We start from the raw sequence: 25,055 nt of genomic DNA, 5'->3' as shown, positions 1-25,055 counted from the left end.
TATCACAAAAACTACTTACAAACTGTAAACAAACCATATTTCTTCATGGAGTATAAAATAATACAGGACATCAGACCTTAAATCATCTGATGTCCTGTTTATTTTTGATCAGATCAATCTCTGTTGATCAAACCGGCATTTTTTGTGCAGCCCATTCTGAAAGTTCTTTGCCATTTACACTTGCTGTAAAGCGTCTGCCTTCTGCCACTTTAGCTCCCGGTGTAAGGGCCGCCATATTTCTGCCGGAATCTCCTAAACCGCTGCCGCCGGACGTTGCAAAAGGGATCAGGGTCTTTCCGTTAAGATCATAGGCTTCCAGGAAGCTGTCAATAATGGACGGCTCTCTGTACCACCAAATCGGGTAGTAAACTGTACCCAGTCTCCCCTATCCCCTGATTTTACTGGCTTTATCGCTATATACTTCTGTGTAATGCGCCAACTTTACGCTTTCATTATAATTGCTCCTGTCACTGAAGTCTAATGCCTGTATTAAATGAATCATTATGCCTTCAAAGCATAATAGTTGATTTTCAATGCCTATCAAAAAGAGCAGCCTCATCAGACTGCTCTTTTTGATATACTATTTTGTTATTTCTTCTACATTTCCTTTAATGTCTAAAATGATATAACGCCCATCTTTCTGCTCTATAGTGACAAGTAGTTTTTCATCGTTACTATAAATATTTTTAACTCCATTTTCTCCGTTCAGATGATATGCTTCTATAAACCCGCCAATTGAAAAATCTTTCTGCTTATTTTCTAGCAACCATTTCATCGCAGACGTTTCATAAGCAATTGTCTTGTTTGCAGCATAGCTTATGTCAATACCATTATTCTTTTCAGTAATATGGTACGGTAATATTGCTAAAACGAAAATAATAACCAAGCATATCGCAGAGTTTCTTATTGATTTATATGATGTATAGATTATATTATTTCTTATTAGATTCTGTTTAATATTTAGTTGGGTGTTTTCATAAATAGATTTCTTATCGTTTCTTAAATCCAGTGGAACTTGGTGCAATATATTTTCCTTTATCAACACTTGAATACACATTACACCTGCCATTAACATATAAATTATTGATAGTAGTGCTAGAGCAAAAATAAGAACATCCATATATTTAAATGGGTATTTTTCTAGTATTCCTTCTATAATCTTAGATAAATTTAATATAAGTGTAATTGCAATAGTTAAGGATGCCACTATTGTTTTAGCTTTATCTTCTAAACGATTTTTCATTTCCATAATGTTCTTATACTCGTTATTCAAATCGTTTAGTTCAATAGCGGATAAGTTTTTTGGAATGGGAAAATCTTTTTCTTCGATTTTTTTCTTAATCACTTTGTTTGCTTTTTGTGAATCAAGAACTGGGATTATCTCTCCAAACATTATTGGCCCTCCAAGCACAAAGCGTCTGCTATGCTTTTACTAATTTCACAACCTGTACTATTTTCTAACCATCCCCATTCCCCTGTCGGATTTACTTCAATAAAATAATATTTTCCATCTACAAGCGCAAGATCAATTCCACCGAAGTTCAGATTGAGTGCACTCATCATACTCAAAATTTTTTGCTTTTCTGTCTCCGGCAAAATAAATGGAATATATTCTAATTTTTCTTTATCAAATCTCCAATCTCCATAAACTCCTTCTCCCCTTTTCAGAATCTGGAAGGGAAACATCTTTCCCATAATATATGTAATTCTACAATCAACTTTCGGATTCAAGAATTCTTGAATAAAGACTGGTGCTGCATGTAAATCATAATCCTTTAATTCTCTACCACTTACTACATTTGAATAAGTGAATAACTCTATTCGCTTCTCAACATCATAAAACAAAGCCGTATCTAATGATTTTACAATATACAAATTCTCTTCTTTTATTACATCCAATGAATTTGTAACATGTGTATCAGGTATATTCATTCCGCATTTTTTAGCCATCAAAAGCTGATACATTTTATTCTCTGCACGATATGTATCCACCGGATTGTTTATCCATACCGCATTTTCAAAAAGAATTAGATTCCTAAGAAAGGAACTCCATTGACTTCTTTCAAGCTGCTCTTCAACAGATAATGTATTCTTTGACTGTGTCCGTAAAAAAACTGGTGCCCGATAATATATACCTTTCAATTTTTCAAAATCCGCAATGTAGCTTTCACTTCCTATTGATATCTTCAATTGCTTAGATTGAAAATCAACTATTATCTTGTATTTAGTAAACTCATCTCTGTTAATTCGATAAAATTTTTTGTTACCTTTTAGTAATCTATAGCAGACTAAATCTGTTGAGAAGTCAATTGTTGAAGAAACCACTAGATAATCTATGTTATTCACCTTTTTGATCCTCGCCAGTTTCAATATCACTCTTTTTTGTCTCTGCCCTTTGAACTGAACTACTAACCATCATAACTTCTCCTGTACTGCTCACTCTCCATAGTCCGCACATCCTATCATAAAAACAATCTTTTGGACTTAGATCTCTATCAATATTTTCATAGATATATGCTTTGTCTAATAAAATATGTTCTTTCATGTAATTTCCTCCGTTCTCTAAATATACCTGACATTCACCTCTAAACACATTTTAATTATATTCAATTTTAAAGAAAAGCACAATAGAAATAATACCTATAATTTTTCTGATTTGCCATCTATCTCAACGACCACCAGACATGCCTACCGCATGTCCTGTCTGGTCAGATTATATTCTTCTTTACAAATTCCTGAGATCCTGCATATCACGCTGCCGCAGGATTTTCTCCAATCTCTTGTTTTCCTGTTTCAGTTCCTCATTCTCTTTCTTCAGAACTGCCATTTGCTGCCGCAAAATTTCCAGCTGTCTGTCCATAGCCTGATTCAGAATGTCTTTTCGGGGATCGACCAGCCCACCCTGTCTTTCGATTGCCCGGTCCATAGTTTCCCGTATAGTTGGATTCTTGTAGAAGAATCCTCTGGATAAACCAGTCATTTTCATAAGTTTGGGGACAGTGACCCGTTCCTGATCCATCAGCAACTGCTGGATGGCCTGCTTCGCCCTTGTCACTTTTTCCTTACTTCTCTTCTGATTTTCTTCCAGCATTTTGTCGTATTTGCTCATATTCTTCTCCCCACCCGTCTAAATTATCATATATGATGTCTGTCAGCATCGCCCTGATTTTTCTCGACTCGTCTGCAATAAGCTGGTTGCTCATCTTCCGATACCTCTGCACACTGCCTAACCGTTTATGCCCCAGTAATCTGGCGATGGTCCAGTCATCCAGATGCAGCTCTGTTAGCTGGACTCCATAGTAATGGCGGAACATATGGGTGTCAAATCCGAATAGTTTACCATCATCATCCCGCAGGTCCTCTCTCCGTATCATTCCCAGAACTTTGCCTTTTAAAGTGATATACCGCAATGGCCGACTGGTTTTCTTTTCATCGGTAAAAATGTATTTTGTGTTCCCATATTTTTCTTTGGTATATTCCACTGCCTTTTCTATAAGCATGGCAAGTTCATAACTGATTGGTTTTTCGTAGGTTCTTGTCTTTACCTGATGTATTTGTATCATGTATTGGTCACCAGTCTGGTACAAGCAGTCCATCCGCAATGTCAGCGTATCGGATATCCTTGTTCCCAGCATTTGGTGGATAATCAGGCATCTCACTGTCTGCTCGTCCATCTGGATAATATGGGCATTTAACGTCTCCATCTCCTTGTCAGTGTAAACTTTAAACTCTGGTGTCCGTTCCGGTGGAATATCTGTATTAAGGAATAGCATTTCCAAATGATGATAGCCATAAATTTTTCCAACCGTTTCCAATACATTCCGAATTTTCAGTACAAGGTCACTGTTCCCTTTTCCCTCTTTTTCTTCCGTCATCTTATGTATCAGATATTCTTCCCATATCTTTCGGTCAATGTCCCGGCAGGATTTTACCTCTGTAAATTCTTTTTGTAAAAATCCTGAGAAATCTCGAAGAGAGGATAGCTCTCTCTGGATAGTCCCTACGGCTTCTCTGGTAAGGTTAAAATAAATAGCTTTTTTCACTTCTTCCCTCAAATCCGGCTGGAGAATCTTTTCAAAATTAATGGTTTTTACATGATAAATTGGATTTTCCCTCAACTCAATCCCTAGCTTTTCCAGCTCCCAGATGTCCTTTTCTGTCTCTTCTCTGGTATCCTCTGGCTGCAGCCATTTCAATATCCTTCTAAAAAACTTTATTAACTCTGTATCAACAATCAACTCATTTCCATAGGAGCTTATCCGCACCCTTGTCCTTGGAATTCCATTTTCCAGCATCCATCTTTTCAATGACAGTATCCATTTTTCTATCGGCTGCTCTAACAGGCTCTGCACACTTTCGTTTCTTTTAATACTCAAATACTTTGCAAGCTGTTCCAGATATGGATGATAATGATACATAGTCCTAAACAGTTTTGTATCGCCTTCTTTCAGCAAAAATTTTCGGAATTCCTGCTGTATCTGCTCTGTTGGAAACTGTCCCAAATCAAAATATGGTTTTTTATGCTGTGTATTTTTCTCCTTTTCACTCCGGTTGTGGTAGCACTTCAGCTCCCTGTACTCTACCCGGCTTTGCATAAGTATCTCCCTTCTTCAAACAGGATGCCAGACTGTGTCCTGACTGTCCAAAAAATTCTTCATTTGCCTTTGCAATCTTTCTCGGCATGTAGTCGATATACTGCTGTGTCATCTCATCATAACTGTGCCCCAGATAATCCCTTATCCCCTGCAAGGACATACTGTTATCATAGAATAGGGTTGCTATTGTATGGCGGTAATCATGAGATTTGAAAACATACTCCCCGTTCAGGATATCCAGCTTTGCACACCATTGCTTCATCTGTCCCCGGAAAGTTCCATATATGAATGCTCCGCCTTTTGTATTCTTAAAAATATAATCATCTGGTTTAATCTCATATTTCCTGATGTAAACCTGCATAACATTATAAATTCCTTCTGGGATTGGGATTCTCTTATAGTTTTTCATCTTCACTTGATAAACCTGCATCCAGTAATCATTGTTTTTCATATAATATGCGTTTCCCTTTAAAGTACATACTTCGCTGGCTCTAAGTCCTATCCCCCACAGGTGTAGGAACATACAGCGCAGATGTTCTGGAAATAGATGCAGTTTACTTAGAATTTCCATGTAAACCCTTTCATCTACGCTCCTGTCGTGGTGAACCGGAATTACCTTCTTAAAATAATACTCCGGGTGAAAGGGAATTCCAGTTACCCGTCCCCGCACTTCTAAGAACTTAAAGAAATGTACAATAGCCGATATCCTCTCATTATAACCTTTTGCATCCAACTTCCGCTCTTCAAGCTGGCTTATAAACTTTCCAATCTGTTCTTTCCCGCATGATATTGCTGGTACCCTCTCTTCATCCAGCATAGATAAAAAATTGCGGATTACGAGGTATCTTCTGGTGATGGTACTGAGCGCCTGTCCATTAATGCCCAATTCATATTTCATGTATTCTTTAGCAAGCTGTCGATTCTCTTTGTCTGCAATCTCCAAAAAGGAAATGCTTTCCAACGAGGCACTCTGGTTGAGCCGCTCCGGCGGCAGATGGAACCGCTCGATATACCAGATTCCTGCATGCCAGTGTATCTCAAGGGCAGTATTAAAAAGTAGCTTTCGGCAGTCTCCCACGATATATAAATAGCTTTCGCCCATAATAGCCTGTGCATGCTGCCTGTCCATCTGTTCCCGAAATTTTTGGATGTCCTCCAGCTCCAGTTCCTCGATGTCCTCAATCTGCTCTCTGCCGCAAAACTGGTAAAAAGCCTGTAGTGCCAGAAATTTCCTCCTCCTCATTGGTCCTTCCGGATAACGCCGGATATATTCTGACAACACATCAAATATCTGCCTCTTTAGATTCACCGGATAAGCACATTTAAAGTCCCATACCATAGTTTGCCTATTCCGTGAGTCCCAAAACTGCGCTGCTATATCTTCATCAGGATGATAAGACAGATAAACAACCTCATTTCGGTATTGCCACCAGTATTTCTGTTTTCCCTCTAGTGTCTGCATCTGCTCCTTGATGCTGTAGAGCTTTAGCCCGTCATATGCCCGCAGATATTTCCGCACGACATTTGGTGTAACCTTTCTCCTTAGGAATTCTTCATACTTTTCACGAAGGGAGTAGTCCAGCTCTGTGATATTATCGATTTTCTCTTGTATCAGAAAATCAATCAGCTTATTTTTTCCTGCCTGAGCCTCTTTTGGTGCGGCTTTCATCTGTCCAAGAATCTCTTTTTGCTGTTTTCTATCCCATTGTGGTTCTCTTTCCGATACTGCCCGCTGTAACAAGTATGTAGGCATACCTTATCACCTCCCCTACAATAACTCCTGCACTCGGTATATAGAAGAACGCCTTTCATAAAATTCATTGCTTGCCTCTATTAAGTCATCGTCAATCAGGTTCAGATACCGGACTGTTGTATCCAAATGCTTATGTCCCAGTGCCTGACTGATCATTTCCAACCGCCAGCCCGCTTCTTTCCTCATGTTGGCAAAGTATCTCCGTAGCATATGGGGCGTGATTTTTAACTTTGTCTTGTTCTCCATGCGTTTCAACATGGAATATACGCTTCCTACATTCAAGGGCTACCCCTTTGTTGTCCCTTCGATGACTATAAATAAGTATTTCTGATGCTGCAGGATTTCCCTATATTCTGAGAGATAAAACATCAGGAATTCAAACGTGTCATCGCTGATTTTTGCCTTGCGGTATTCAATTTAGGAGGATATGCATATGTGTGGAAGATATAGTTTATTTACCGAAGAAGAAAATCAGGAAATCTTGCGTATTGTTAAATCCCTTGACAATAAATATCCACAAAATAATATGAAACGGGGTGAAATTTCCCCCACCAACACAGCGCCTATTTTGTCTCTGGAGCAGGATCAAATAAGCCCTAAACTCAGTATGTGGGGATTTCCACGCTTCGGGGCAAAAGGCGTTATCATCAATGCCCGCTCTGAATCCGCTGACAGCCGTCCTATGTTCCACAAAAGCCTTCATACCCGCAGGTGTGTGGTTCCCAGCACCGGTTTCTTTGAATGGTCTCAAAACGGTCCAAAAACAAAATATCGTTTTAACCTCCCAAACACCCCTACCCTTTATATGGCTGGCATATTCAATGAGTTTAAAAGTGAAAACAGATTTGTCATTTTAACAACTGGTGCCAATAACTCCATTGCAGATGTCCATAATCGTATGCCTGTTATCTTAACAAACACTATGGTAGAGGATTGGATTATGTCGGAGGATTTTGCCTTGTCATATATCAACGCTATTATGCCGCCACTTCATCGGGAAATATCCTCATGATTGAAATCAGAACTTATAATTACTAATAAAAAACAGCAGAGAACTATCAGCCTCATATTATAGTTCTTTGCTGTTCCTTTATTATATTATCCATTCAATTAATTCATCCGCTGGAAATGTTGATAATATAGCTGCTCCTATTGATGGAGCTAAAGCCGCATATTTAGATAGAATCATCTGACAATCAAGCATTGCATAGTCCATCTCCCCAACAGTTGGTTTAATATAAGACCAAGCTTTGGTTATAAAACACGTCATTTTTCCCGAAAAAATTATTAATCCTGGATTTAATAATTTTGTTATTGCATCTACTGCCCATCCAATATAATATCCTAAAATTTTCATTTTTCTTTCATAAGCTGCACCATCTGCATTTTTCCATTCCTCTATCCTTTTACTTAATTCGTCAGAAGTAGCTTTCTGAAAACTTTCCCTATCCATATCAAAAACGTCGTGAATAATTAAATGTTCGATACACCCCTTGGCTCCACATGTACACGGTTCCTGTGGAAGACTGTCTTCCAATAACTCGGGATATCTAGGAACTTGAATATGTCCTAATTCCCCACTAAAATTTCTGCACCCTCGTATTAATCTATTATTTAATATAATACCGCACCCTATACCCGACCCCAAATAGAAACATACAACATTTTTTTTCTTATTGTACTCATAATTAAGATTGTCTTCGTGATATAATGAAAATTTTTCACAGGTAGCCATTGCCTTTGCATTATGATCTATAACAAACTCAATCCTTCTTTCCTTCAAACCATTTAAGTTTTCAGGCTTGAGTAACATCTCCTTTGATATATTTTTTAAATATCCTATATTATGAGATCTGACAATTACTTGTCGACTAGAATCTATCGAGCCTGTTAATGCAACTCCTATGCTGATAATGGGAGGTAGACTATTCTGATTTATTGCTATATCATACAATTTAATGATATCTTTAAGAATTTCATTTAAATATATTTCCAAGGTGGTACGATTATCTGGTGTTTCAAAATACTTATATCCATAATTGCTATTATTTTCCCTATTTGAAAAAAAATCATTATTAAATACATTATATCTGTCACATATCTCATTAAACTCTTCCTTAGGAAGTACCCTATATTCTGCATCAATTATTGCAATTTTGCAATGAGAGCCACCGATACTAATACCAAATGAGTAGAAACCACTTCTATTTATTTTTAGCTTTGGCTCTAAATCAACAAGATTATTTTCAAAAAGAAAATCTAATTTATTAGCTAACGTTTTAAATGCTATATTTGCCTCTTTAGCTAATACTGTCTTCTCAATCCCGGGTTTACATCTAATAATATTAAGAATGTCCTTATTATCGTTATTAATATCAAATATCCGTTCTGCCATTTATATCACCTTTTCGAAGCTTTCTTTAATTATTTATATTTTAATATTATAAAAAAAGTAGTAACAAATCAACCGATAATTTGTTACTACTTTAATCTAGTTATTCTTTTCAGCATATTCTCTCCTCGCTTCTTATATTTATTACTTCTTGCCATGCAATACAGAGGAAGCTTATTTGCATGTTGTCAGTTTAGATACTTAGTCTCTTCATTTTGAGTATTTGTTGGTGGGATAATTCCGCTTGCTGATGGATTAGGAGGTATCGTTGAATCTGATTGTTCAATTACACCTTGAGCCAACTTTCCCATCTCGTATTCATGTTTTAATCGCATCTGCTCCATATCCATCTCATGTTGGTTCGCCTTTTCTTTAGGTATACTCTGATCATACTCCAGTTGTTTCATTTTTATTTTGTACTCATCTTTCTGCCGGTTACGTTCTAAAAAATAATCCGTCAAAATCTTAACTAATGGTGATCCATAGTATAAGAATTCAACAAGCGCTAAAACTACTAAAGCTAGCGCTAATGCCCCAGATTCCAACACGCATCCCGAAAAAACTAGTCCAATTCCCCCTCCCATTAAGGGAAGCGAAGACTTTCCTTTTAGGGTAATATACTGTTTTTTCGACTCTTGTAAAGGTTCCGGCGGACCAGAAACATTTTCGGGATATTCTGTTTTTTTCTCATAATAGAACCACCCCCTATTTAAAATTTGGCCGAACTTGTCTTGGTGATATCATTATATCATTTTTAAATATGGGTGTCAATATTTCGATTAAAAAATGCAATCGAATATCATGATTTTGGATTCACATTTTAAATTAATGATTTTGCATATAATTTGGTCAATTCGCAAAAATTAACTAAATATGACACATAATAAAGAGTTTTTTAAGAGCCGTCGTTTTCGATGGCCCTTTGACTTACCTACCATACATCGCAATCGGATAATAATGTGAGGTTAATGACAATAACTGATGATTACTGCTGAAGCCCCTCACCCATATCTCCTACGCTTGTTTGACTTCTGCATACTCCACATAATCTACTTTATCAGTTTCTTCCACATCCAACTCACTATACATTACCAGCAATGTAACCGGTATTTATCTGTGCATTTCTGACAATAAAAAACTGGCATTGAGACCTTTCTTCTCCCTGCCAGATACTTAATTATATCTTCTACGATATACACAAATCTCTAAATCATCTGTGTATACCGTACTTATATGCCATTCTTTTCAACATCATACACGCTATATACGGCTAAATAGCGGGATATAGTTTAGGGAACCCAACAAATACCACATCATATTGTGCCATATCAGTTACCCGGCTGCGGATCGCCGGACGGCAGTTAGGGTCATTCATTTCCATAGAACTCCTGCTCTTACTATTTTGCCAGTCAAGGTCCGCATTTGTGTAGGCTGTCTCCGGCTGAATTTCAAATAAATCTGCTCCGATCTCATTTGCCAGTTTTTCTGCCAGCCCTTTTGTTACCCCACTCGCACTAAAGAATGCAACCAATGTTTTACTCATAAAAATCCTCCTTGATAATAAATTGAAGTTGCTGATCTTATTTCCTATCATGTTTCTAATATTAAATATACAACTTGAAGTTAACTCTAAGTCAATATGTATTTTTAAATATCATACGGGCTGAAAATAAGGAATGCGTAAAAAAACAGCACGGATGTCTTTGGATAACAAGACATCTGTGCTGTTTCGGAGTATATGCGGTTTATCTCTCAAGGGCCATATACCATTGGAATCCCCATATTTCCTCTGCTATTTTTTAATCTTATTTAACTGGGCATTGAGGATCAGCATGGCATTTTCCGGTAAATCCCGGCCCATTCCCCCCATCATATCTGCCATATCTTTGAGTGTCTTCTGGCCTACCATTTTAAGCATACTGCCTTTGATCTTCATGCCCGTCATGGCACTGATGGAATTGGACAGTATGTTGGACGCATCTTTGTTCTTCAGAATATCATCCACGGTATCGTTGATAGAATAGTACCCTTCCGGAAATTCCAGAGAGGTCACATTAGCCATCTCCGCAGCAGCCTGGTCAAACCAGTTGGCCGCACCGGCATTATCGTCCTCCTCCTCTTCCTGGGGAAGCGTATAGATCCTCGGTTTTTCCGCCACCTTCTCCAGCGTAAGGCTGTCCATACAAGAATCAGCCTTTGCCGTCACTGCAGTGAACCCTTCTTCCAGGGGCACATGTTCAAATATAAAAATCTTATCCGCCTCTTTCGTATCAAAAAGCCTGCCACCCACATACAGACTCACTGACGGCCGGTTGGAATATACTTTCACGGTAGTGGTGTTGTCCGCTCTCCTGGCATAACGTTTTCCGCAGACGTAGACAAACGGCTCCGTGCTCCAGTATGCCTTATAGAGATAGAATGCCTCTTTTTTGATCTTTCTGTCAAGGGTGACAAGGCCTTTGTTGTTGCGGCCTGCCACACCGCCCTCATTTCTGGCAGCGCATCCGAAATCAAACATATTCCACACATGGCTGCTCCAGATATACTCCCGTTCCATAAGGATCTTGGCCATATGCTCGTGGTATTCTGCCTGATAGGCCTCGGAATAGTCACGGCATTTCGGTTCATCCGGCTGATAGGTAATGATTCCCTCCGCACCGTATTCCGAGAGGCCGATACAGCGTTTTGGATACTTGCTGTGGTAATGATCCAGCCATTCCTCATTTTTTGTATATTCCCCGCCGTACCAGCCGAAATAGTGGTTATAGCTCTCAATATCTGTTATATCATGCAGAGGGCTGTCCTCCGGTGTGACGCTTACATGGGCTATGGTGGTCAATCGGGTATCATCCAATTCTTTTACAAGGGCATTTAAGTCCCTGTGGTTCTCCGCCATTCCCGGCTTTTCACCGCAGATGGTAATTTCGTTGGAGATTCCCCAGAAACAGATGGAGGGGTGATTATAACTCTGGCAGATCAAATCTTGCATCTGGCTTCTGCAGTTTTCATGGGCTGCAGGGTCATCGCTCTGGGTGCTGATGTACGGAATTTCCGCCCACACGATAAAGCCATACTCATCACAGGCATCATAAAAATCCTGGCTGTGCTGATAATGCGCAAGGCGCACAGTATTGGCACCTACTTCCCGGATCAGCTCTGCATCCCGGTAATGATCTTCCCTGGAAAGCGCATTTCCTCTGTAAAGGATATCCTGGTGTCTGGATACACCGCGCAGCTTCATGGGCCTGCCGTTTAGGAAAAATCCTTTCTCCGGGTCAACGGAAAACTCACGGATGCCAAAACGCTGTGTCACTTCATCCACCACTTCATTTCTCCTCACCAGGGAAGCTGTGCAAGTGTACAGATATGGGTCATCCACCCCCTGCCACAGATGAGCCTCCGGGAGAAACTGCTGTACATTGGGCGCATCTGCCGGACGCCATGCTTCTGCCTCTGTCACTCCAAGTGCATTCTTTATTTCATAACGGACGGTATAATCTTCATCCGCATTTCTGACCCAGGCTTCCAGACTAAGCATAGCTCCCTGCCCTGTCACTTTAGGGGTGATCTTCAGTCCCGGTGCACCAAAAAAATCCAGATCAAAATGAGTCTCGGACACTACGATCAGATTCACTCCCCTGTACAGACCGCCGTAAAAGGTAAAGTCAGCCATCTGGGGATATATATTGCTCTTCTGGCTGTTATCCACCTCTATTGCCATGAGATTTTCCCCGTTCTCTTTCAGCAGATCCGTAATATCCGCACGGAAGGAGGAGAAACCGCCCTCATGGTATACCGCCTCTGTCCCATTCACATAGACCCGGCCCGACAGGGCAGCTGCAAGGATCTCCACATAGACGCGGCTGCCTTCCATGCGTTTTGGCGCCCTAAAACGTTTCGCGTACCAGCATATTCCTCTGTGATAATCCCCTCTTCCATCCTGCCCGTCCACCCCATTCCAGGTGTGGGGCAGGTCCACAACTTCCCAATCCTCAGGCAGTGTTTCCGGCATGCCTGTGTTCTCTTTCTGAAAATACCAGTTATGATCAAAATTTATGACTTGTCTCATTAAGAATCCTCCGTTTTTCCCAAATATGGTAGTTATTGAACTTGTACTAATCATATATTTTGGCCAAAAAATTGGCAAGGGATAATTCTTTGAAGATTTCATACAATTTTACTTTTCTGTTACAAAACGGCAGTTTTTATCACTTTCCCTGTGACAAAAAAAAGAGACGAGGAATCTCTCCTCATCTCCTGATAAAACGTCTTATACGTCATGCTTCTTTGCTGCTTTCATACGGGCCATGGCTCTTGCCAGGGATGCCTTGGATACATAGTATTCCTGCAGACTCTGCTGCTGCCTGAGCTGTTCTTCGGCGCGGTCCAGGGCATCCTGCGCACGCTTCAGGTCAATATTCTCAGGATATTCACAGCTGTCAACCAAAACAGTCACACGGTTATTGATGATCTGCGCAAACCCGTTTCCCACTATGGCTGTCTTCCACTCTTCACTGTCAGCGGGTTTGAAACGCATCTCACCGGGTACAATGGCAACCATCATATCCGCATGGTGGGACAGAATGGAAATCTGTCCGTCCTTTGCAGGAAGCATGATACTGGTTCCTCTGCCGTGATAAAAATCTTTATCACTGGAAACGATATTCAGTCCGAATGTATTCATATACATGCACTCCTTTTCATCCCGGCATTACTGCTCGGCTTTTGCCTTCTCCACCACCTCGTCAATACTGCCCACATTAAAGAATGCATTTTCCGGATATTCGTCCATCTCCCCGTCCACGATCATCTTGAAACCGCGGATGGTCTCTTTCAGAGGTACATATTTTCCGGCAATACCGGTAAATACCTCAGCCACATGGAACGGCTGGGACAGGAATTTCTGGATCTTTCTGGCACGGGCAACCACTTTCTTGTCGTCCTCAGAAAGCTCTTCCATACCTAGAATCGCAATGATATCCTGCAGCTCTTTGTACTTCTGCAGATACTCCTGCACCCTTCTGGCCACTTCGTAGTGTTCTTCTCCAACCACATCAGCTTCCAGAATACGGGAAGTGGATTCCAGCGGATCAACAGCCGGGTAGATACCCTGCTCCACAATCTTCCTGGACAGGACCGTGGTGGCGTCCAGATGGGCAAATGTGGTAGCCGGAGCCGGGTCTGTCAGGTCATCGGCAGGCACATAGACGGCCTGCACACTTGTAACAGAACCGTTCTTAGTGGAAGCGATCCGCTCCTGAAGCTCACCCATCTCCGTAGCCAGCGTAGGCTGGTAGCCTACGGCTGAGGGCATACGTCCAAGAAGTGCTGACACCTCGGAACCGGCCTGGGTAAAGCGGAAGATATTATCAATGAACAGCAGCACGTTCTGGTGCTCCTGGTCACGGAAATATTCAGCCATGGTAAGCCCGGTCTCAGCCACACGCATACGGGCGCCCGGCGGCTCATTCATCTGTCCGAATACCAGAGCTGTTTTCTCCAGAACACCGGATTCCTTCATCTCTGTCCAAAGGTCATTTCCCTCACGGGAACGTTCCCCAACACCGGTGAAAATGGAATATCCGCCGTGCTCTGTGGCAATATTGCTGATCAGCTCCTGGATCAGAACGGTTTTTCCTACACCGGCGCCGCCGAACAGACCGATCTTACCACCTTTTGCATAAGGTGCCAGAAGGTCGATCACCTTGATACCCGTCTCCAGGATCTCCACTACCGGGCTTTGCTCCTCGAAGCTCGGGGGATCTCTGTGGATGACCCAGTGCTCCGCATTCTCAAGCTGTTCTCCGTTGTCAATGGTTTCGCCCAACACGTTGAACAGACGTCCCAGCGTCTCTTTTCCTACCGGCACGGAAATACCTGCTCCTGTAGCTTCAACCTCCATATCCTTACTAAGGCCGTCGCTGGAAGCCAGCATGATACAGCGCACCGTATTATTTCCAATGTGCTGTGCCACTTCCATTACAAGCTTCTTTCCATTATTCTCTACGGTAAGGGCATCTTTGATATACGGAAGGTTCTGGTCTTCAAATTCTACGTCTACAACAGGTCCCATAACCTGTACGATTTTTCCTTTTTCCATAACGATTGCATCTCACAGTCGTGAGGAAACCTCCTTCCTGCTTGCTAGTTTTTATTCTTCTGTGCCTTGGCACCGCTGATGACCTCAGTGATCTCCTGGGTGATCGCAGCCTGACGCACACGGTTATACTTAATTGATAAATCTTTCAGCATGTCTTTCGCACTGCTGGTAGCTGCATCCATGGCCATCATTCTGGAATTATGCTCACTGGCATAGGATTCCACCAGACAGCCGTAAATGATACCGTGCAGGTAATTGGGAACAATGCTGTTCAGGACTTCTTCCGCGGAGGGAACCATCTCGATCTCCTCCTGATGAATATCCACCATCACCTGTGCCGGTGTATGGAAACTTGCCTTTTTAAGGGGAAGGAGCTGCTGCATCTCTGCCACCATATTGGCGGCATTCGCCATTCTGGTGTAGATGATATACACCTCATCCAATTCCCCTGTCACATAGCTGGCGATCATTTTTTCCGAGATCACCCTGGCCCTGTGCATGGTCGGCTTCTGGACTGTGAACCTGAAATTTGTATCCACATCCACGTTCTTTTTATAGAAATACTGCCTTCCCACTTCACCCAGCACAAAGAGCTGGGGATGGGCGTCTTTTTCCATACATTCCTCTGCTATCTTAAACACATTGTGGTTGTAAGCACCGGCAAGGCCCTTGTCAGCGGAAACTACAATATATCCGGTTCTGCGCTCCTCTTTCGGCACAGAAGCCCGCTCATCAAAGTAGCGGTTCCCTTCTGTATCGGGAGGCATATGGCGGAGAACACGGCCGATCGCAGACTGCAGGGCGTAAAAATACGGCTCCGTATCTGCCAGCACTTTCCTGGCTCTCTTTAACTTGGAGGAGGAAATCATGTACATGGCGTTGGTGATCTTCATTGTGTCCTGGATACTGTTTATACGGCTTTGTATCTCTTTTGCACTTGCCATCTCATCACCTGCTCTTATTCTTAAATTCCTCTGCCGCTTTTAAAATCTTCTCACCCAGCTCGTCAGAGAGGACCTTTTTCTCCTCTATCTCCTGACCAATCTCAGGGTGGTTCTTCTCAAAATAAGCCAGCATATCCGCCTGGAATGCTTTTACATTCCTGATGTCCACATCGGAAAACACCTTATGTGTGGCAGTCCAGAGGGTAATAACCTGCTCATGATTGGACAACGGATGGCACAGCGGCTGTTTTAAAAGCTCCATCAGCGTCTTTCCATAGGAAAGCTGCTCTTTTGTAGCATCATCCAGATCAGATGCAAACTGTGTAAATACTTCCATTTCCCTGTACTGCGCCAGGTCAATACGCATACTTCCCGATGCCTTTTTCATGGCCTTTGTCTGTGCCGCACCGCCTACACGGGATACGGAAAGACCTACATTGACAGCCGGACGGTTGCCGGCAAAGAACAAGTCACTTTCCAGGAAGATCTGTCCGTCTGTGATGGAAATCACATTGGTGGGAATATAGGCGGAAACATCACCTGCCTGAGTCTCGATAATGGGCAGCGCTGTGATAGAACCGCCGCCTGCCTCCGGACTCAAACGGCTGGAACGCTCCAGCAGTCTGGAATGCAGATAGAACACGTCACCCGGATAAGCCTCACGTCCCGGAGAACGTTCCAGGAGCAGAGAAAGGGCACGGTAAGCCACCGCATGTTTCGACAGGTCATCATAGACGATCAGTACATCCTTGCCCTGGTACATAAAATACTCTGCCAGAGCAGTTCCTGAATAAGGAACAATATACTGAAGGGGCGCACAATCACTGGCTGTTGCCGCAAAGACCGTGGTGTAATCCATAGCGCCGTATTTTTCCAGGGTTCCGGTGAGTTTTGCAACTGTGGAGGCCTTCTGGCCGATTGCCACATAGATACACATAACATCCTTGCCCTTCTGATTTAAGATAGCGTCAATAGCAATGGATGTCTTACCTGTCTGACGGTCACCGATGATCAGCTCACGCTGTCCGCGGCCAATGGGGAACATGGAGTCAATGGCCAGAATACCGGTTTCCATGGGAACGGAAACCGATTTACGGTCAATGATGCCGGGGGCTTCCTGTTCGATGGGTCGATAGTCCTTAGCATCAATCTCCCCTTTTCCGTCAATGGGTGCGCCCAGGGCATCCACGATCCTTCCGATATAGCCTTCGCCAACCGGAATACCTGCCCTTTTCTTCGTACGGACAACTTTTGTGCCCTCTTTGATCCCCATGTCCTTGCCGAATATGATGACACCGATCTCATTTCTCTTGATATCCTGCACCATACCCTTGACACCGTTCTCAAATGTCACGATCTCTCCGTACATCGCATGGTCAATTCCATAAACAGTCGCAATACCGTCACCGACCCAGATCACGTTTCCCACTTCACGGACACCCGTTGTCATATCGAAATTTTCTATTTCTTCTTTCAGAATGGAGATAATCTCCTCTGAATTGATTGAACTCAAAGCGTTCACCTCCAGGTCAATTTTTGTTGTAGTGCATTGATCTTGCCTTTCAGGCTGTAATCAATCTCCTGGTCACCTACGCGGAGGGTAAATCCGCCTACCAGGTCTTTTTCTTCCTGTAACTGAAATGCTACATCCTTTACATGGTATTGCCTGCAGAGAAATCTCCTGATTCCTTCAAGCTGCTCCTCTGTAGGAAGTACCACATAAGACAGAGTTGCATTTAAAATATTATTTTGCTCGTTGTTATACTCCTGATATGCCTTAAAAATCTCCTGTGCCTCGCCCGCTTTGTGGTATCTGCACAGTATTTTCATAAAATTATGTATCTCTTTCGGAAAAATCCGGTCTACAACCCTCTGCTTCGCCGCCAGGGATACAACAGGGCTTGAAAGCACTTCTGACACCTGTGGAACTTTCTCTAAAAGTTCTCTTGCGCCGGCTGCAGATTCCGGTGAAATATTCAACTCATACAGCACTTTCCCGTAATTATTCAGACTCTCTGTCATCTGCATCACCTGCTTCTGCTAAAAATGTGTCGTAGAGCATTCTGCTTCCCGCTTCGCTTCCGCCTGCAAGCATTTTCTTCGCTGCTTCCACTGCAAGACCTGCGATCTCGGTTTTTGCTCCTGCCAGGGCATTTTCCTTTTCCTGTTCTGCCGTTTTTCTGGCATTTTCCAGGATTCTGGCAGCCTGCTCATTGGCTTCCCGTACGGTACGCTCTGTCAGGGTCCTCGCATCCGCTTTTGCTTCCTCGATGATCTGTGCGGACTCGGATTTTGCGCCGCTTATTGCCATTTCATACTGGCCCTTCAGCTCATTCGCCTTTCCTTCTGTAGTTCTGGCATTTTCAAGCTGCTGTGCGATGAGTGTCTTTCTTTTTTCCATGATTCCCAGTATCGGTCCGATCAGGAATTTTTTCAGTAAGAGATAAAGAACTATCAGGTTAATTATGGTCCAGATAAGGCCCCAGCCTAAACTCAGCACCTGTCTTCACCTGCCTTCCTTATTTTACGAATAAGAGTAATAAAGCGATAACGAAACCGTAAATAGCAGTTGCCTCTGCAAGTGCACATCCAAGTAACAGTGCTTTACTGATCTTACCTTCTGCCTCCGGCTGCCTTGCGATCGCTTCTGTTGCCTTTGATGTTGCAAGACCGATACCTAAACCTGCTCCTAAACCTGTTAAAACTGCCATACCTGCACCAATTGCTGTTAACATATCTCTGTTCTCCTTTTCCAAATATATTTTGAATGATGACTTACTCTTCTATCTGTTCCTTGATAAAGAGCGAAGTTAAAAAAACAAATACGTAGGCCTGAATCAGACCATCGAAAATGTCAAAATAAAAGCTGAATGGAATGGGTAAAACGACCGGTAAGATCATTTTGATCAGTTCCATTACAACAAATGATCCGATCACATTGCCGAACAACCGCATACAAAGCGATACCGGGCGGATAAATATCTCCATAATGTTGATCGGTGTAACAATGGCCATGGGTTCTGCAAAACTATGTATGAACCGCTTGAACCCTTTCTGCTTCCATCCTGAATATTCAATCAGGAAGATGCTTATGATCGCCAGCCCTGCTGTCACGTTTAAGTCCTTTGTGGGCGGTTTAAAGCCCAAAAGACCAATTAAGTTAGCCACGCCAATGTAGATGGCAGCGGTAATCAAGTAAGGAATATACTGTTTTCCTCTCTCGCCCAGAATATCTGCGAAAAAGTCATTCAGAAATCCAATAGCTGATTCCAGAGCCAACTGTTTCTTACCGGGATTTTCCACCTTCAGATTTCTGACAAGAACGATCGACAATATTGTCAATGCTGCCATAATGATCCAGGTCACCACCACGGACTCCGTGACTGGTATCCCGCCAAAAATTGGGATGGTAAATACGGTCTCGCAGTTCAGCTCTTCCGTAATCCTATCCGCTATAGTTCCCGTAGGACATCCTCCCTTTCTATTTTATGATTTTTTAACTTCTCCTTTCTTATTTATTTATGATTCCAGAAAACATTACAGCTAATTTTTTCATTTGTCAATCTTTCTTTATATTTTTTTAGATGTGGCTTTCTTGTGATTTTCAATACAATTTTTCAGACATTTTTTCAATTTCTTTTATGGTTTTCTCTCCGTTTTTGGAAGGTTTTCGTGTACCAATCGGTATACAGAAAAATACAACTGCTTTTTTTCATAAATACAAGTCGTTTTTATGATTAATTTTTGTGAAATATGTGAGTGTTTCCACAGAACCCACACATAAAAAATGCCCCATTCACGAAAAATGGGGCATTTTTTTGTTAGGTTTACACATTAATAACCTAGTTTAGTAAAAACATTCCTCGGTTCATCCCAGATTACAAGGTCTGCCCTGCTGTCTGAGTGGTGATGCTCTTTATGAATGATCACCAGATTCGTCCCCTCAAAGTATTTGATATACTTGGAAAAGACTTCCGAATCCAGAGTTGTCCCCAGAAGGATCAGGGTATCCGCATTCTCAATCTCCCAGGTTGCCCTTGTCATGAGCTGGCTGTCCATCATCTCTCCAAAGAGAGCCACCTGAGGGCGTATCACCCGGCTGCAGTCCTGACAGAGGGGCACCTTCTTTGCCGTCTTTATATACTCCAGCGGATATTTCCTTCCACAGTGGGGGCAGATATTCTTGTGAATATTTCCGTGCAGGTCTATCACATTTTTGCACCCCGCCTTCTGCGGATATCCATATATATTACCCGTAATGATGCACTTGAGTTTTCCGATCTTTTCCATCCTGGCTGCCACCCGGAAGGTATCACTGGTATCCACATCCCCCTGAAGCACCTCGCTGCGGTAAAACTTAAAAAACTCAGCAGGCCTGTTATTATAATAGACACTGGTAAAAATATCCTCCGGGGACACTCCATACCTATTCTCAATCTCATATGCCTTTTCCGGCGTCTTCATTCCCATGTATCCGCACTCTGCCATCATTCCGGAACCACTTAAAATGACGGTATAGGAGCTGTCATCAATGATCTTTCTCAGCCTTTCAATCTTTTTTTCCTCATCCATAAATCTTTCCTCCTCCCGGTGTTTCTTATGTTTATATTTTACCATTTTTCTCTGTTTTTATAAAGCTTTTTTCTTTATGTAACCAGGTCACCAACAAATTCTGTGTCTTTTGGTAAAATTTGTGATAAGATAATAGCAGATAGAAAGGAAGTGCCTGAATATATGGAAAAACTTATCATCGCCGGTGCAGGACCTGCCGGAATCTCTGCCGCGCTGTATGCGGTCCGCTCCGGTATCACACCGCTTATCATACACAAGGGGATTGGAGCCCTGGAAAAAGCCGTTAAGATAGAAAATTATTACGGACTGCCTGAACCGGTCTCCGGACAGGAGCTGTACGAAAACGGCTTGAAGCAAATGAGATCCCTGGGGGTTCCAGTTGTGGAGGATGAAATGCTGTCCGTGGAATACGACGGTGATTACACGATCCATACCATCTCCTCCACCTACCAGACAAAAGCTTTGATCTTGGCAACCGGTACCAAACGGAACACCCTTGCCCTGAAGGAAGCCCGCAGATATGAAGGCAGCGGCATCAGCTATTGTGCCATCTGCGACGGTTTTTTCTACCGCCAGAAGGATGTGGCAGTGATCGGCAATGGGGAATATGCCCTCCATGAGGCAAAAGTTCTGGAGCCTATGGCAGCCAACGTCACGATCCTTACCAACGGCATGGAACCCACTTTTGAAAAGGATGCCCTGGGTACCATCCGGGTTGAGACTAGAAAAATCATTTCCGCCGGAGGAGACCCCACTTTAAAATGGCTGGAGCTGGAAGATCATGAAAAATTCCCGCTGGACGGACTCTTTGTAGCCCTCGGAACCGCCGGGAGTACAGATATTGCCAGAAAACTGGGATTAATGATAGAAAACAATCATATCATGGTAGAGACTGACACCAGCACAGCGCTGCCCGGACTTTTTGCAGCCGGGGACTGCACAGGGGGTCTGCTCCAGGTATCCAAGGCTGTTTATGAAGGTGCCCTTGCAGGAACAAGAGCTGTGAACTACTTAAAAAAGATACCCGGCGCAGTGTGACATGGTCACAGAAAAACGGGCCTGTGTCTGATAGAATAGGCACATAAAGATGAGAAACCAATAATTCATGATAAAAAATAAGGAGAGTATAATTATGGCAATGGTATTTGATGAGAAAAACTTTAAAAGCGAAGTGCTGGAATCTGATGTTCCCGTAATGGTAGATTTCTGGGCAACCTGGTGTATGCCCTGCCGTATGCTGGGACCGGTCATTGAGGAGATTGCGGGAGAGTCTAAGGGCGCGTATAAAGTGGGCAAAGTAAATGTGGATGAAAACCCGGGGCTGGCTTCCTCCTACGGAGTTATGAATATTCCTACCGTTCTGGTATTCAAGAATGGAAAGGTTGCGGAGAAATCTGTGGGTGTTGTTCCGAAAGGACAGCTTGTGAATCTGCTGAAATAAAAGCAGTGCCGCCAGATATTTTAATCAGGAGTAACTGTTCAGTAACCTCACAGTTACAGGCAAAAATCCATGCAAAATCGCCTTTGGCGATGGGATTTTTGCTTGGCCGCGGTACACTTTCTTACGGTCAGCGCAGTGAATGCGCAGACCTACTGAATAGTTACAATCAGGAACAGCCGGGAATTATAAAAGGGTGTTGCTTTTTTGCCGTATAACCGGAGTACAGGCAGCTGACCCGGTATAGGGCAGATGCCACACCCTTTTATATCTGTCAGTAAATGGGCAGCGTCACTTTGCAGCCAGTGTGGTATTGTATCCAAGAAGCGTTTTTTGACAGGCATTAAGGGAGCAATTCATACAGGCTGCTCTTATTTTCTATCTTGATCCCCCCGCGGAACAGAGAGATATCGCCTTTTTTTACCATTTGCTTCAGGGTTCTGCTGACCGCCTCCCTGGCACTGCCGATGGCTTTTGCAATCTCTTCGTGGGTCATGTGGATGCTGTCATTCTTCCTCTGGGCAGATTCATCAATAAGAAACGCTGCGATCCTCTGGGTCAGGCTCATGAACATGATCTGCTGAAGGGCCTCCACAACACTGGAAAAACGCTCTGTAGCGATTTTGTAGGCATAGTTCTCCACATAGATATTGTCCGCCGCAAGGACAGAAAATACGGGAGCCGGTATCAACAGAACTTCGCAGTCTGTCTCCGCCTCGATCTCCACATCAAAAGTGATGGCAGAGAGGGCACAGGAGGCTGTCAGCACACAGGTATCCCCTTCCCGAATCCGGTATATGGTCACTTCTTTACCCTCATCCGACAAAAGGTAAGCGCGGATAACCCCCTTTAAGATAAACACGGTGCCCAGACATTCCCTGGTGGGGGAATAGATCAGGCTTCCTGCCGGATAGTGCACTTCCCTGGAATCCCGGCACACGTTCTCCTGCTGCTCTTTCGTCAAATGCTCCCAGAAGGGGGTCTGTTCCAGAACTTCTTTTATTCTATCTTCCATTTTTATATCCTTCCCTTGCAATTCCATTTTTTTGCCCTTACAATAAGATATGCGTGTGAAATATGAAAAAAGGAGAAAATTCCTTTATGAGACAAAAGAAACTGTCTTTTTACCTGCTTCGTTTTACGGTTCTTTTGGCATTGATACTCTCTGTCCTCTGGCTGGATCATTCCTCCCGGCTGCGGATAGCATGTGTGGGGGACAGTATCACCTATGGTGCTACGATCAAAGACAAAAGCCATGACAGTTATCCGGCCCGGCTTGGAAAAATGCTGGGACAGAATTATACCGTCAAAAATTTCGGTGCCAGCGGATACACACTTCAGGAGAGCTGTGACAGACCCTATACGAGCCATAAACGCTATCAGAAAAGCCTGGACTTTAAACCTGACGTTGTGCTGATCATGCTGGGGACCAATGATACAAAGCCTTATAACTGGATCAGCGCTGAAGCTTTCAAGGATGATTATATGCAGCTCATCTATTCCTATCAGGAACTGCCCTCCCGGCCAAAGGTCATCCTCCTGTCACCTGCAGACGTATTTCCGGAGAATTTCAGTCCCGCAAAGCCCTATAAGATCCAGGCTCATGTGGCCTGCGAAGCGGCAAAAGCAGTCCGTGAGCTCGGGGCGGAGCTGGGACTGCCTTTTATTGATATTCATGAGGTGACAGCCGAACACCCGGAATTCTTCCTTCAGGACGGGATCCATCCCAATGAATTAGGTGCCGAGACCATTGCCCGGACCGTTTATGAGAAACTGAAGGAATTGGGGTATTAAGCTCTTCCCCTTTTTTCTTCAATATACCATATACGGGGAAGTTATTCCAGTACGGAAATCATTTTATCTGTTCTGTCTGCATTTTATCATTTCTTCGCGGATTTTTGGCATCTCTTTATCCAGGCGGTAAAAAAGCATGAGCACAAAACAAAGAGCCACACAGATGACCGGAATCCAGTTATAGCAAAAACTGATGGCACTCTGAGCACCCGCTGACTGCACAGCTTTGGCTGCGTCAAACCCGCCGGCTGCAAGGATCCATCCCATAACCGCCTGTCCAAGACCGAGTCCCAGTTTCTGGGCTGTGCTGACGCCTGCATTGCCCATTCCCACAGCAACAACACCTGTTTTCCACTGACCATATTCAATGGTATCCGACACCATCCCAAAAGCCATACCTCCTGCCGCCCCCAGGCCCACACCTTTCACTGCGTTAAAGAATATGAGCAGCGGAAGGTTTGTACCGCACAGGCCTGTGCCTGCAAAGCCTGCGATCATGGCAATAAGCCCAACCTGATATGTTCTGTGTTTTCCAAACTTCTTCATGAACGCCGGTGTAAGGAACATAATGGCAAGCTGTGCAATGGATAACGCATTGTTGATGGGTGTATAGTACCCTATATCTCCAAGCACATACTGAGCATAGTAGGCGGCAGCCACTGCATACATGACAATAACGAAGAAGATCAAAAACATACAGACGGTCATCAAAACCCAATATTTGTTTTTAAACAGAGATTTTACAGCTGTCATTACAGACACCGATCTATCCCCTTCTGCCTGTTTTTCCATATTTTTCACACGTTCTTTTGTCCCGAAAAAGCATAAGATACTTGCAGCGATCACGATCAGCCCCACTATGACAAAGGCCTTTGTCCATGCTCCCTGTTTGTACATGTCCCCTCGCCCAAATCTGTTCAGCCAGGTAAGGAAGAAGGTGTTCATGGTGATATTGGCCAATGTCTGAAAAATCATATTCATATTTCCCAGAAGGCCGCGGTCGAAATCATTCTGTGTCATAAGGTAATTCATGGACGTATAGGGCACATACATGGCGGTATAAAATACTGCATTTACCAGATTATACATAATAAAAATGTAGACATATTTTATCAACCCGGTCATAGATGCCGGAATACAGAACAGCAAAAGCGTGGAAACAGCCAGCGGGATACACATACGCACCAGCCAGATCCTGGCCTTGCCGTGCCTGGATCTTGTGCGGTCTACAATCCCTCCCATGATCAGGTCACTGATACCGTCAAAAACCTTTGACAGGGCTATGATAGTACCTGCTACGCCTGCATCCACAAAGGATACATTCGTCAGATAGATCATAAAGAAGGCTGACATGATGCCGTTTACCCATGCCATACCGTAATTGCCTATGCCGTATCCAATGCGTTCACTCCAGCTTAATTTTGCCTTTGGGTCATTATGTTTTGATGCATAACTAAACATTTCTCT

The 25,055-nt window shown here is 43.1% G+C and carries 26 protein-coding genes and 1 pseudogene; 4 read left to right on the top strand and 23 right to left on the bottom strand.

Translation table 11 applies throughout. From position 1 onward, the window contains the following. Positions 1-127 precede the first annotated feature (127 nt). From C6P39_RS28565 to C6P39_RS22345, 8 genes are all read right to left on the bottom strand, one after another. Positions 128-319, bottom strand: a complete 192-nt coding sequence (locus tag C6P39_RS28565) for a flavodoxin (protein WP_242987210.1) — start codon at positions 317-319, stop codon at positions 128-130. A gap of 261 nt (positions 320-580) precedes the next feature. After that, positions 581-1,393, bottom strand: coding sequence for a hypothetical protein (locus tag C6P39_RS22375; protein ID WP_104805251.1), 813 nt, complete (start codon positions 1,391-1,393; stop codon positions 581-583). Further along, positions 1,393-2,346 carry a RimK-like protein gene (locus C6P39_RS22370; RefSeq protein ID WP_104805250.1) on the bottom strand — a complete coding sequence of 318 codons (954 nt, stop codon included), beginning with the start codon at positions 2,344-2,346 and terminating at the stop codon, positions 1,393-1,395. The genes C6P39_RS22375 and C6P39_RS22370 overlap by 1 nt, the downstream gene beginning before the upstream one ends. Next, positions 2,339-2,545 (bottom strand): hypothetical protein, encoded by a 207-nt coding sequence (locus C6P39_RS22365; RefSeq protein ID WP_104805249.1) that lies wholly within the window; start codon positions 2,543-2,545, stop codon positions 2,339-2,341. The genes C6P39_RS22370 and C6P39_RS22365 overlap by 8 nt, the downstream gene beginning before the upstream one ends. Before the next feature lie 180 nt (positions 2,546-2,725). Further along, a complete protein-coding gene (locus C6P39_RS22360; protein ID WP_167398050.1) occupies positions 2,726-3,109 on the bottom strand; it encodes a DUF6262 family protein in 384 nt (127 codons plus the stop codon). Beyond that, positions 3,063-4,595: a site-specific integrase gene (locus C6P39_RS22355; RefSeq protein ID WP_104805248.1), complete on the bottom strand. Its 1,533-nt coding sequence runs from the start codon at positions 4,593-4,595 to the stop codon at positions 3,063-3,065. Before C6P39_RS22355 ends, C6P39_RS22360 begins: the two co-directional genes overlap by 47 nt. Then, positions 4,543-6,348 (bottom strand): tyrosine-type recombinase/integrase, encoded by a 1,806-nt coding sequence (locus C6P39_RS22350; protein ID WP_104805247.1) that lies wholly within the window; start codon positions 6,346-6,348, stop codon positions 4,543-4,545. Before C6P39_RS22350 ends, C6P39_RS22355 begins: the two co-directional genes overlap by 53 nt. Positions 6,349-6,363: 15 nt before the next feature. After that, entirely contained in the window at positions 6,364-6,630 is a 267-nt protein-coding gene (locus tag C6P39_RS22345; protein ID WP_330407112.1) for a site-specific integrase, read from the bottom strand. Between the two features lie 151 nt (positions 6,631-6,781). Here C6P39_RS22345 and C6P39_RS22340 point away from each other — a divergent pair, with 151 nt between their 5' ends. Then, positions 6,782-7,360 carry an SOS response-associated peptidase gene (locus tag C6P39_RS22340; RefSeq protein ID WP_104805246.1) on the top strand — a complete coding sequence of 193 codons (579 nt, stop codon included), beginning with the start codon at positions 6,782-6,784 and terminating at the stop codon, positions 7,358-7,360. Positions 7,361-7,441: 81 nt separating this feature from the next. On the opposite strand, the gene C6P39_RS22335 is transcribed toward C6P39_RS22340, so the two are convergent. The 13 genes and pseudogenes from C6P39_RS22335 to C6P39_RS22275 form a co-directional block, all read right to left on the bottom strand. Beyond that, a complete protein-coding gene (locus C6P39_RS22335) occupies positions 7,442-8,743 on the bottom strand; it encodes an ROK family protein (RefSeq protein WP_104805245.1) in 1,302 nt (433 codons plus the stop codon). A 185-nt stretch (positions 8,744-8,928) separates the two neighbouring features. Further along, positions 8,929-9,285 carry a hypothetical protein gene (locus C6P39_RS22330; protein WP_158661670.1) on the bottom strand — a complete coding sequence of 119 codons (357 nt, stop codon included), beginning with the start codon at positions 9,283-9,285 and terminating at the stop codon, positions 8,929-8,931. A 746-nt stretch (positions 9,286-10,031) separates the two neighbouring features. Beyond that, a pseudogene (locus C6P39_RS22325) lies at positions 10,032-10,283 on the bottom strand (flavodoxin); the annotation flags it as partial. 249 nt (positions 10,284-10,532) lie between these two features. Then, complete coding sequence (locus C6P39_RS22320) at positions 10,533-12,809, bottom strand: glycoside hydrolase family 2 protein (protein ID WP_104805242.1); 2,277 nt, start codon at positions 12,807-12,809, stop codon at positions 10,533-10,535. A gap of 201 nt (positions 12,810-13,010) precedes the next feature. Further along, positions 13,011-13,424, bottom strand: a complete 414-nt coding sequence (gene atpC, locus C6P39_RS22315) for an ATP synthase F1 subunit epsilon (RefSeq protein ID WP_065542036.1) — start codon at positions 13,422-13,424, stop codon at positions 13,011-13,013. 27 nt (positions 13,425-13,451) lie between these two features. Continuing rightward, positions 13,452-14,840: a F0F1 ATP synthase subunit beta gene (atpD, locus tag C6P39_RS22310; protein WP_095175859.1), complete on the bottom strand. Its 1,389-nt coding sequence runs from the start codon at positions 14,838-14,840 to the stop codon at positions 13,452-13,454. Positions 14,841-14,884: 44 nt separating this feature from the next. Beyond that, positions 14,885-15,784, bottom strand: a complete 900-nt coding sequence (gene atpG / locus C6P39_RS22305) for an ATP synthase F1 subunit gamma (protein ID WP_095175858.1) — start codon at positions 15,782-15,784, stop codon at positions 14,885-14,887. A gap of 4 nt (positions 15,785-15,788) precedes the next feature. Further along, a complete protein-coding gene (gene atpA / locus C6P39_RS22300; RefSeq protein WP_104805241.1) occupies positions 15,789-17,297 on the bottom strand; it encodes a F0F1 ATP synthase subunit alpha in 1,509 nt (502 codons plus the stop codon). 5 nt (positions 17,298-17,302) lie between these two features. After that, complete coding sequence (gene atpH / locus C6P39_RS22295) at positions 17,303-17,806, bottom strand: ATP synthase F1 subunit delta (RefSeq protein ID WP_104805240.1); 504 nt, start codon at positions 17,804-17,806, stop codon at positions 17,303-17,305. Then, entirely contained in the window at positions 17,787-18,284 is a 498-nt protein-coding gene (atpF, locus tag C6P39_RS22290; protein WP_095175855.1) for a F0F1 ATP synthase subunit B, read from the bottom strand. Before atpF ends, atpH begins: the two co-directional genes overlap by 20 nt. Before the next feature lie 19 nt (positions 18,285-18,303). Beyond that, the gene (gene atpE / locus C6P39_RS22285; RefSeq protein ID WP_018594308.1) at positions 18,304-18,519 is read right to left on the bottom strand and encodes an ATP synthase F0 subunit C; all 216 of its coding nucleotides are present in this window, start codon (positions 18,517-18,519) and stop codon (positions 18,304-18,306) included. 40 nt (positions 18,520-18,559) lie between these two features. Further along, on the bottom strand, positions 18,560-19,228 hold the full coding sequence (locus C6P39_RS22280) for a F0F1 ATP synthase subunit A (RefSeq protein ID WP_330407149.1): 669 nt from the start codon (positions 19,226-19,228) through the stop codon (positions 18,560-18,562). 390 nt (positions 19,229-19,618) lie between these two features. Then, positions 19,619-20,356 carry an SIR2 family NAD-dependent protein deacylase gene (locus C6P39_RS22275; protein WP_104806021.1) on the bottom strand — a complete coding sequence of 246 codons (738 nt, stop codon included), beginning with the start codon at positions 20,354-20,356 and terminating at the stop codon, positions 19,619-19,621. A 162-nt stretch (positions 20,357-20,518) separates the two neighbouring features. Here C6P39_RS22275 and C6P39_RS22270 point away from each other — a divergent pair, with 162 nt between their 5' ends. Together C6P39_RS22270 and trxA are read left to right on the top strand one after the other, a co-directional pair. Further along, on the top strand, positions 20,519-21,394 hold the full coding sequence (locus C6P39_RS22270) for an NAD(P)/FAD-dependent oxidoreductase (RefSeq protein ID WP_095175852.1): 876 nt from the start codon (positions 20,519-20,521) through the stop codon (positions 21,392-21,394). Positions 21,395-21,488: 94 nt separating this feature from the next. Further along, complete coding sequence (trxA, locus tag C6P39_RS22265) at positions 21,489-21,797, top strand: thioredoxin (RefSeq protein ID WP_095175851.1); 309 nt, start codon at positions 21,489-21,491, stop codon at positions 21,795-21,797. 340 nt (positions 21,798-22,137) lie between these two features. On the opposite strand, the gene C6P39_RS22255 is transcribed toward trxA, so the two are convergent. Further along, on the bottom strand, positions 22,138-22,809 hold the full coding sequence (locus C6P39_RS22255; RefSeq protein WP_104805237.1) for a Crp/Fnr family transcriptional regulator: 672 nt from the start codon (positions 22,807-22,809) through the stop codon (positions 22,138-22,140). Positions 22,810-22,895: 86 nt separating this feature from the next. Between C6P39_RS22255 and C6P39_RS22250 the strand changes: the two genes are divergently transcribed. Then, positions 22,896-23,588 carry a GDSL-type esterase/lipase family protein gene (locus tag C6P39_RS22250; protein ID WP_158661669.1) on the top strand — a complete coding sequence of 231 codons (693 nt, stop codon included), beginning with the start codon at positions 22,896-22,898 and terminating at the stop codon, positions 23,586-23,588. A 63-nt stretch (positions 23,589-23,651) separates the two neighbouring features. On the opposite strand, the gene C6P39_RS22245 is transcribed toward C6P39_RS22250, so the two are convergent. Next, the gene (locus tag C6P39_RS22245; RefSeq protein ID WP_104805235.1) at positions 23,652-25,049 is read right to left on the bottom strand and encodes an MFS transporter; all 1,398 of its coding nucleotides are present in this window, start codon (positions 25,047-25,049) and stop codon (positions 23,652-23,654) included. Positions 25,050-25,055: the final 6 nt, after the last annotated feature.

It is taken from the genome of Blautia marasmi, from assembly GCF_900258535.1.
GTDB classification, from domain to species: Bacteria; Bacillota; Clostridia; order Lachnospirales; family Lachnospiraceae; genus Blautia; species Blautia hominis.
The sequence above is the reverse complement of the archived record's forward strand: the minus strand, read 5'-3'. Positions and strand labels throughout refer to the sequence as shown.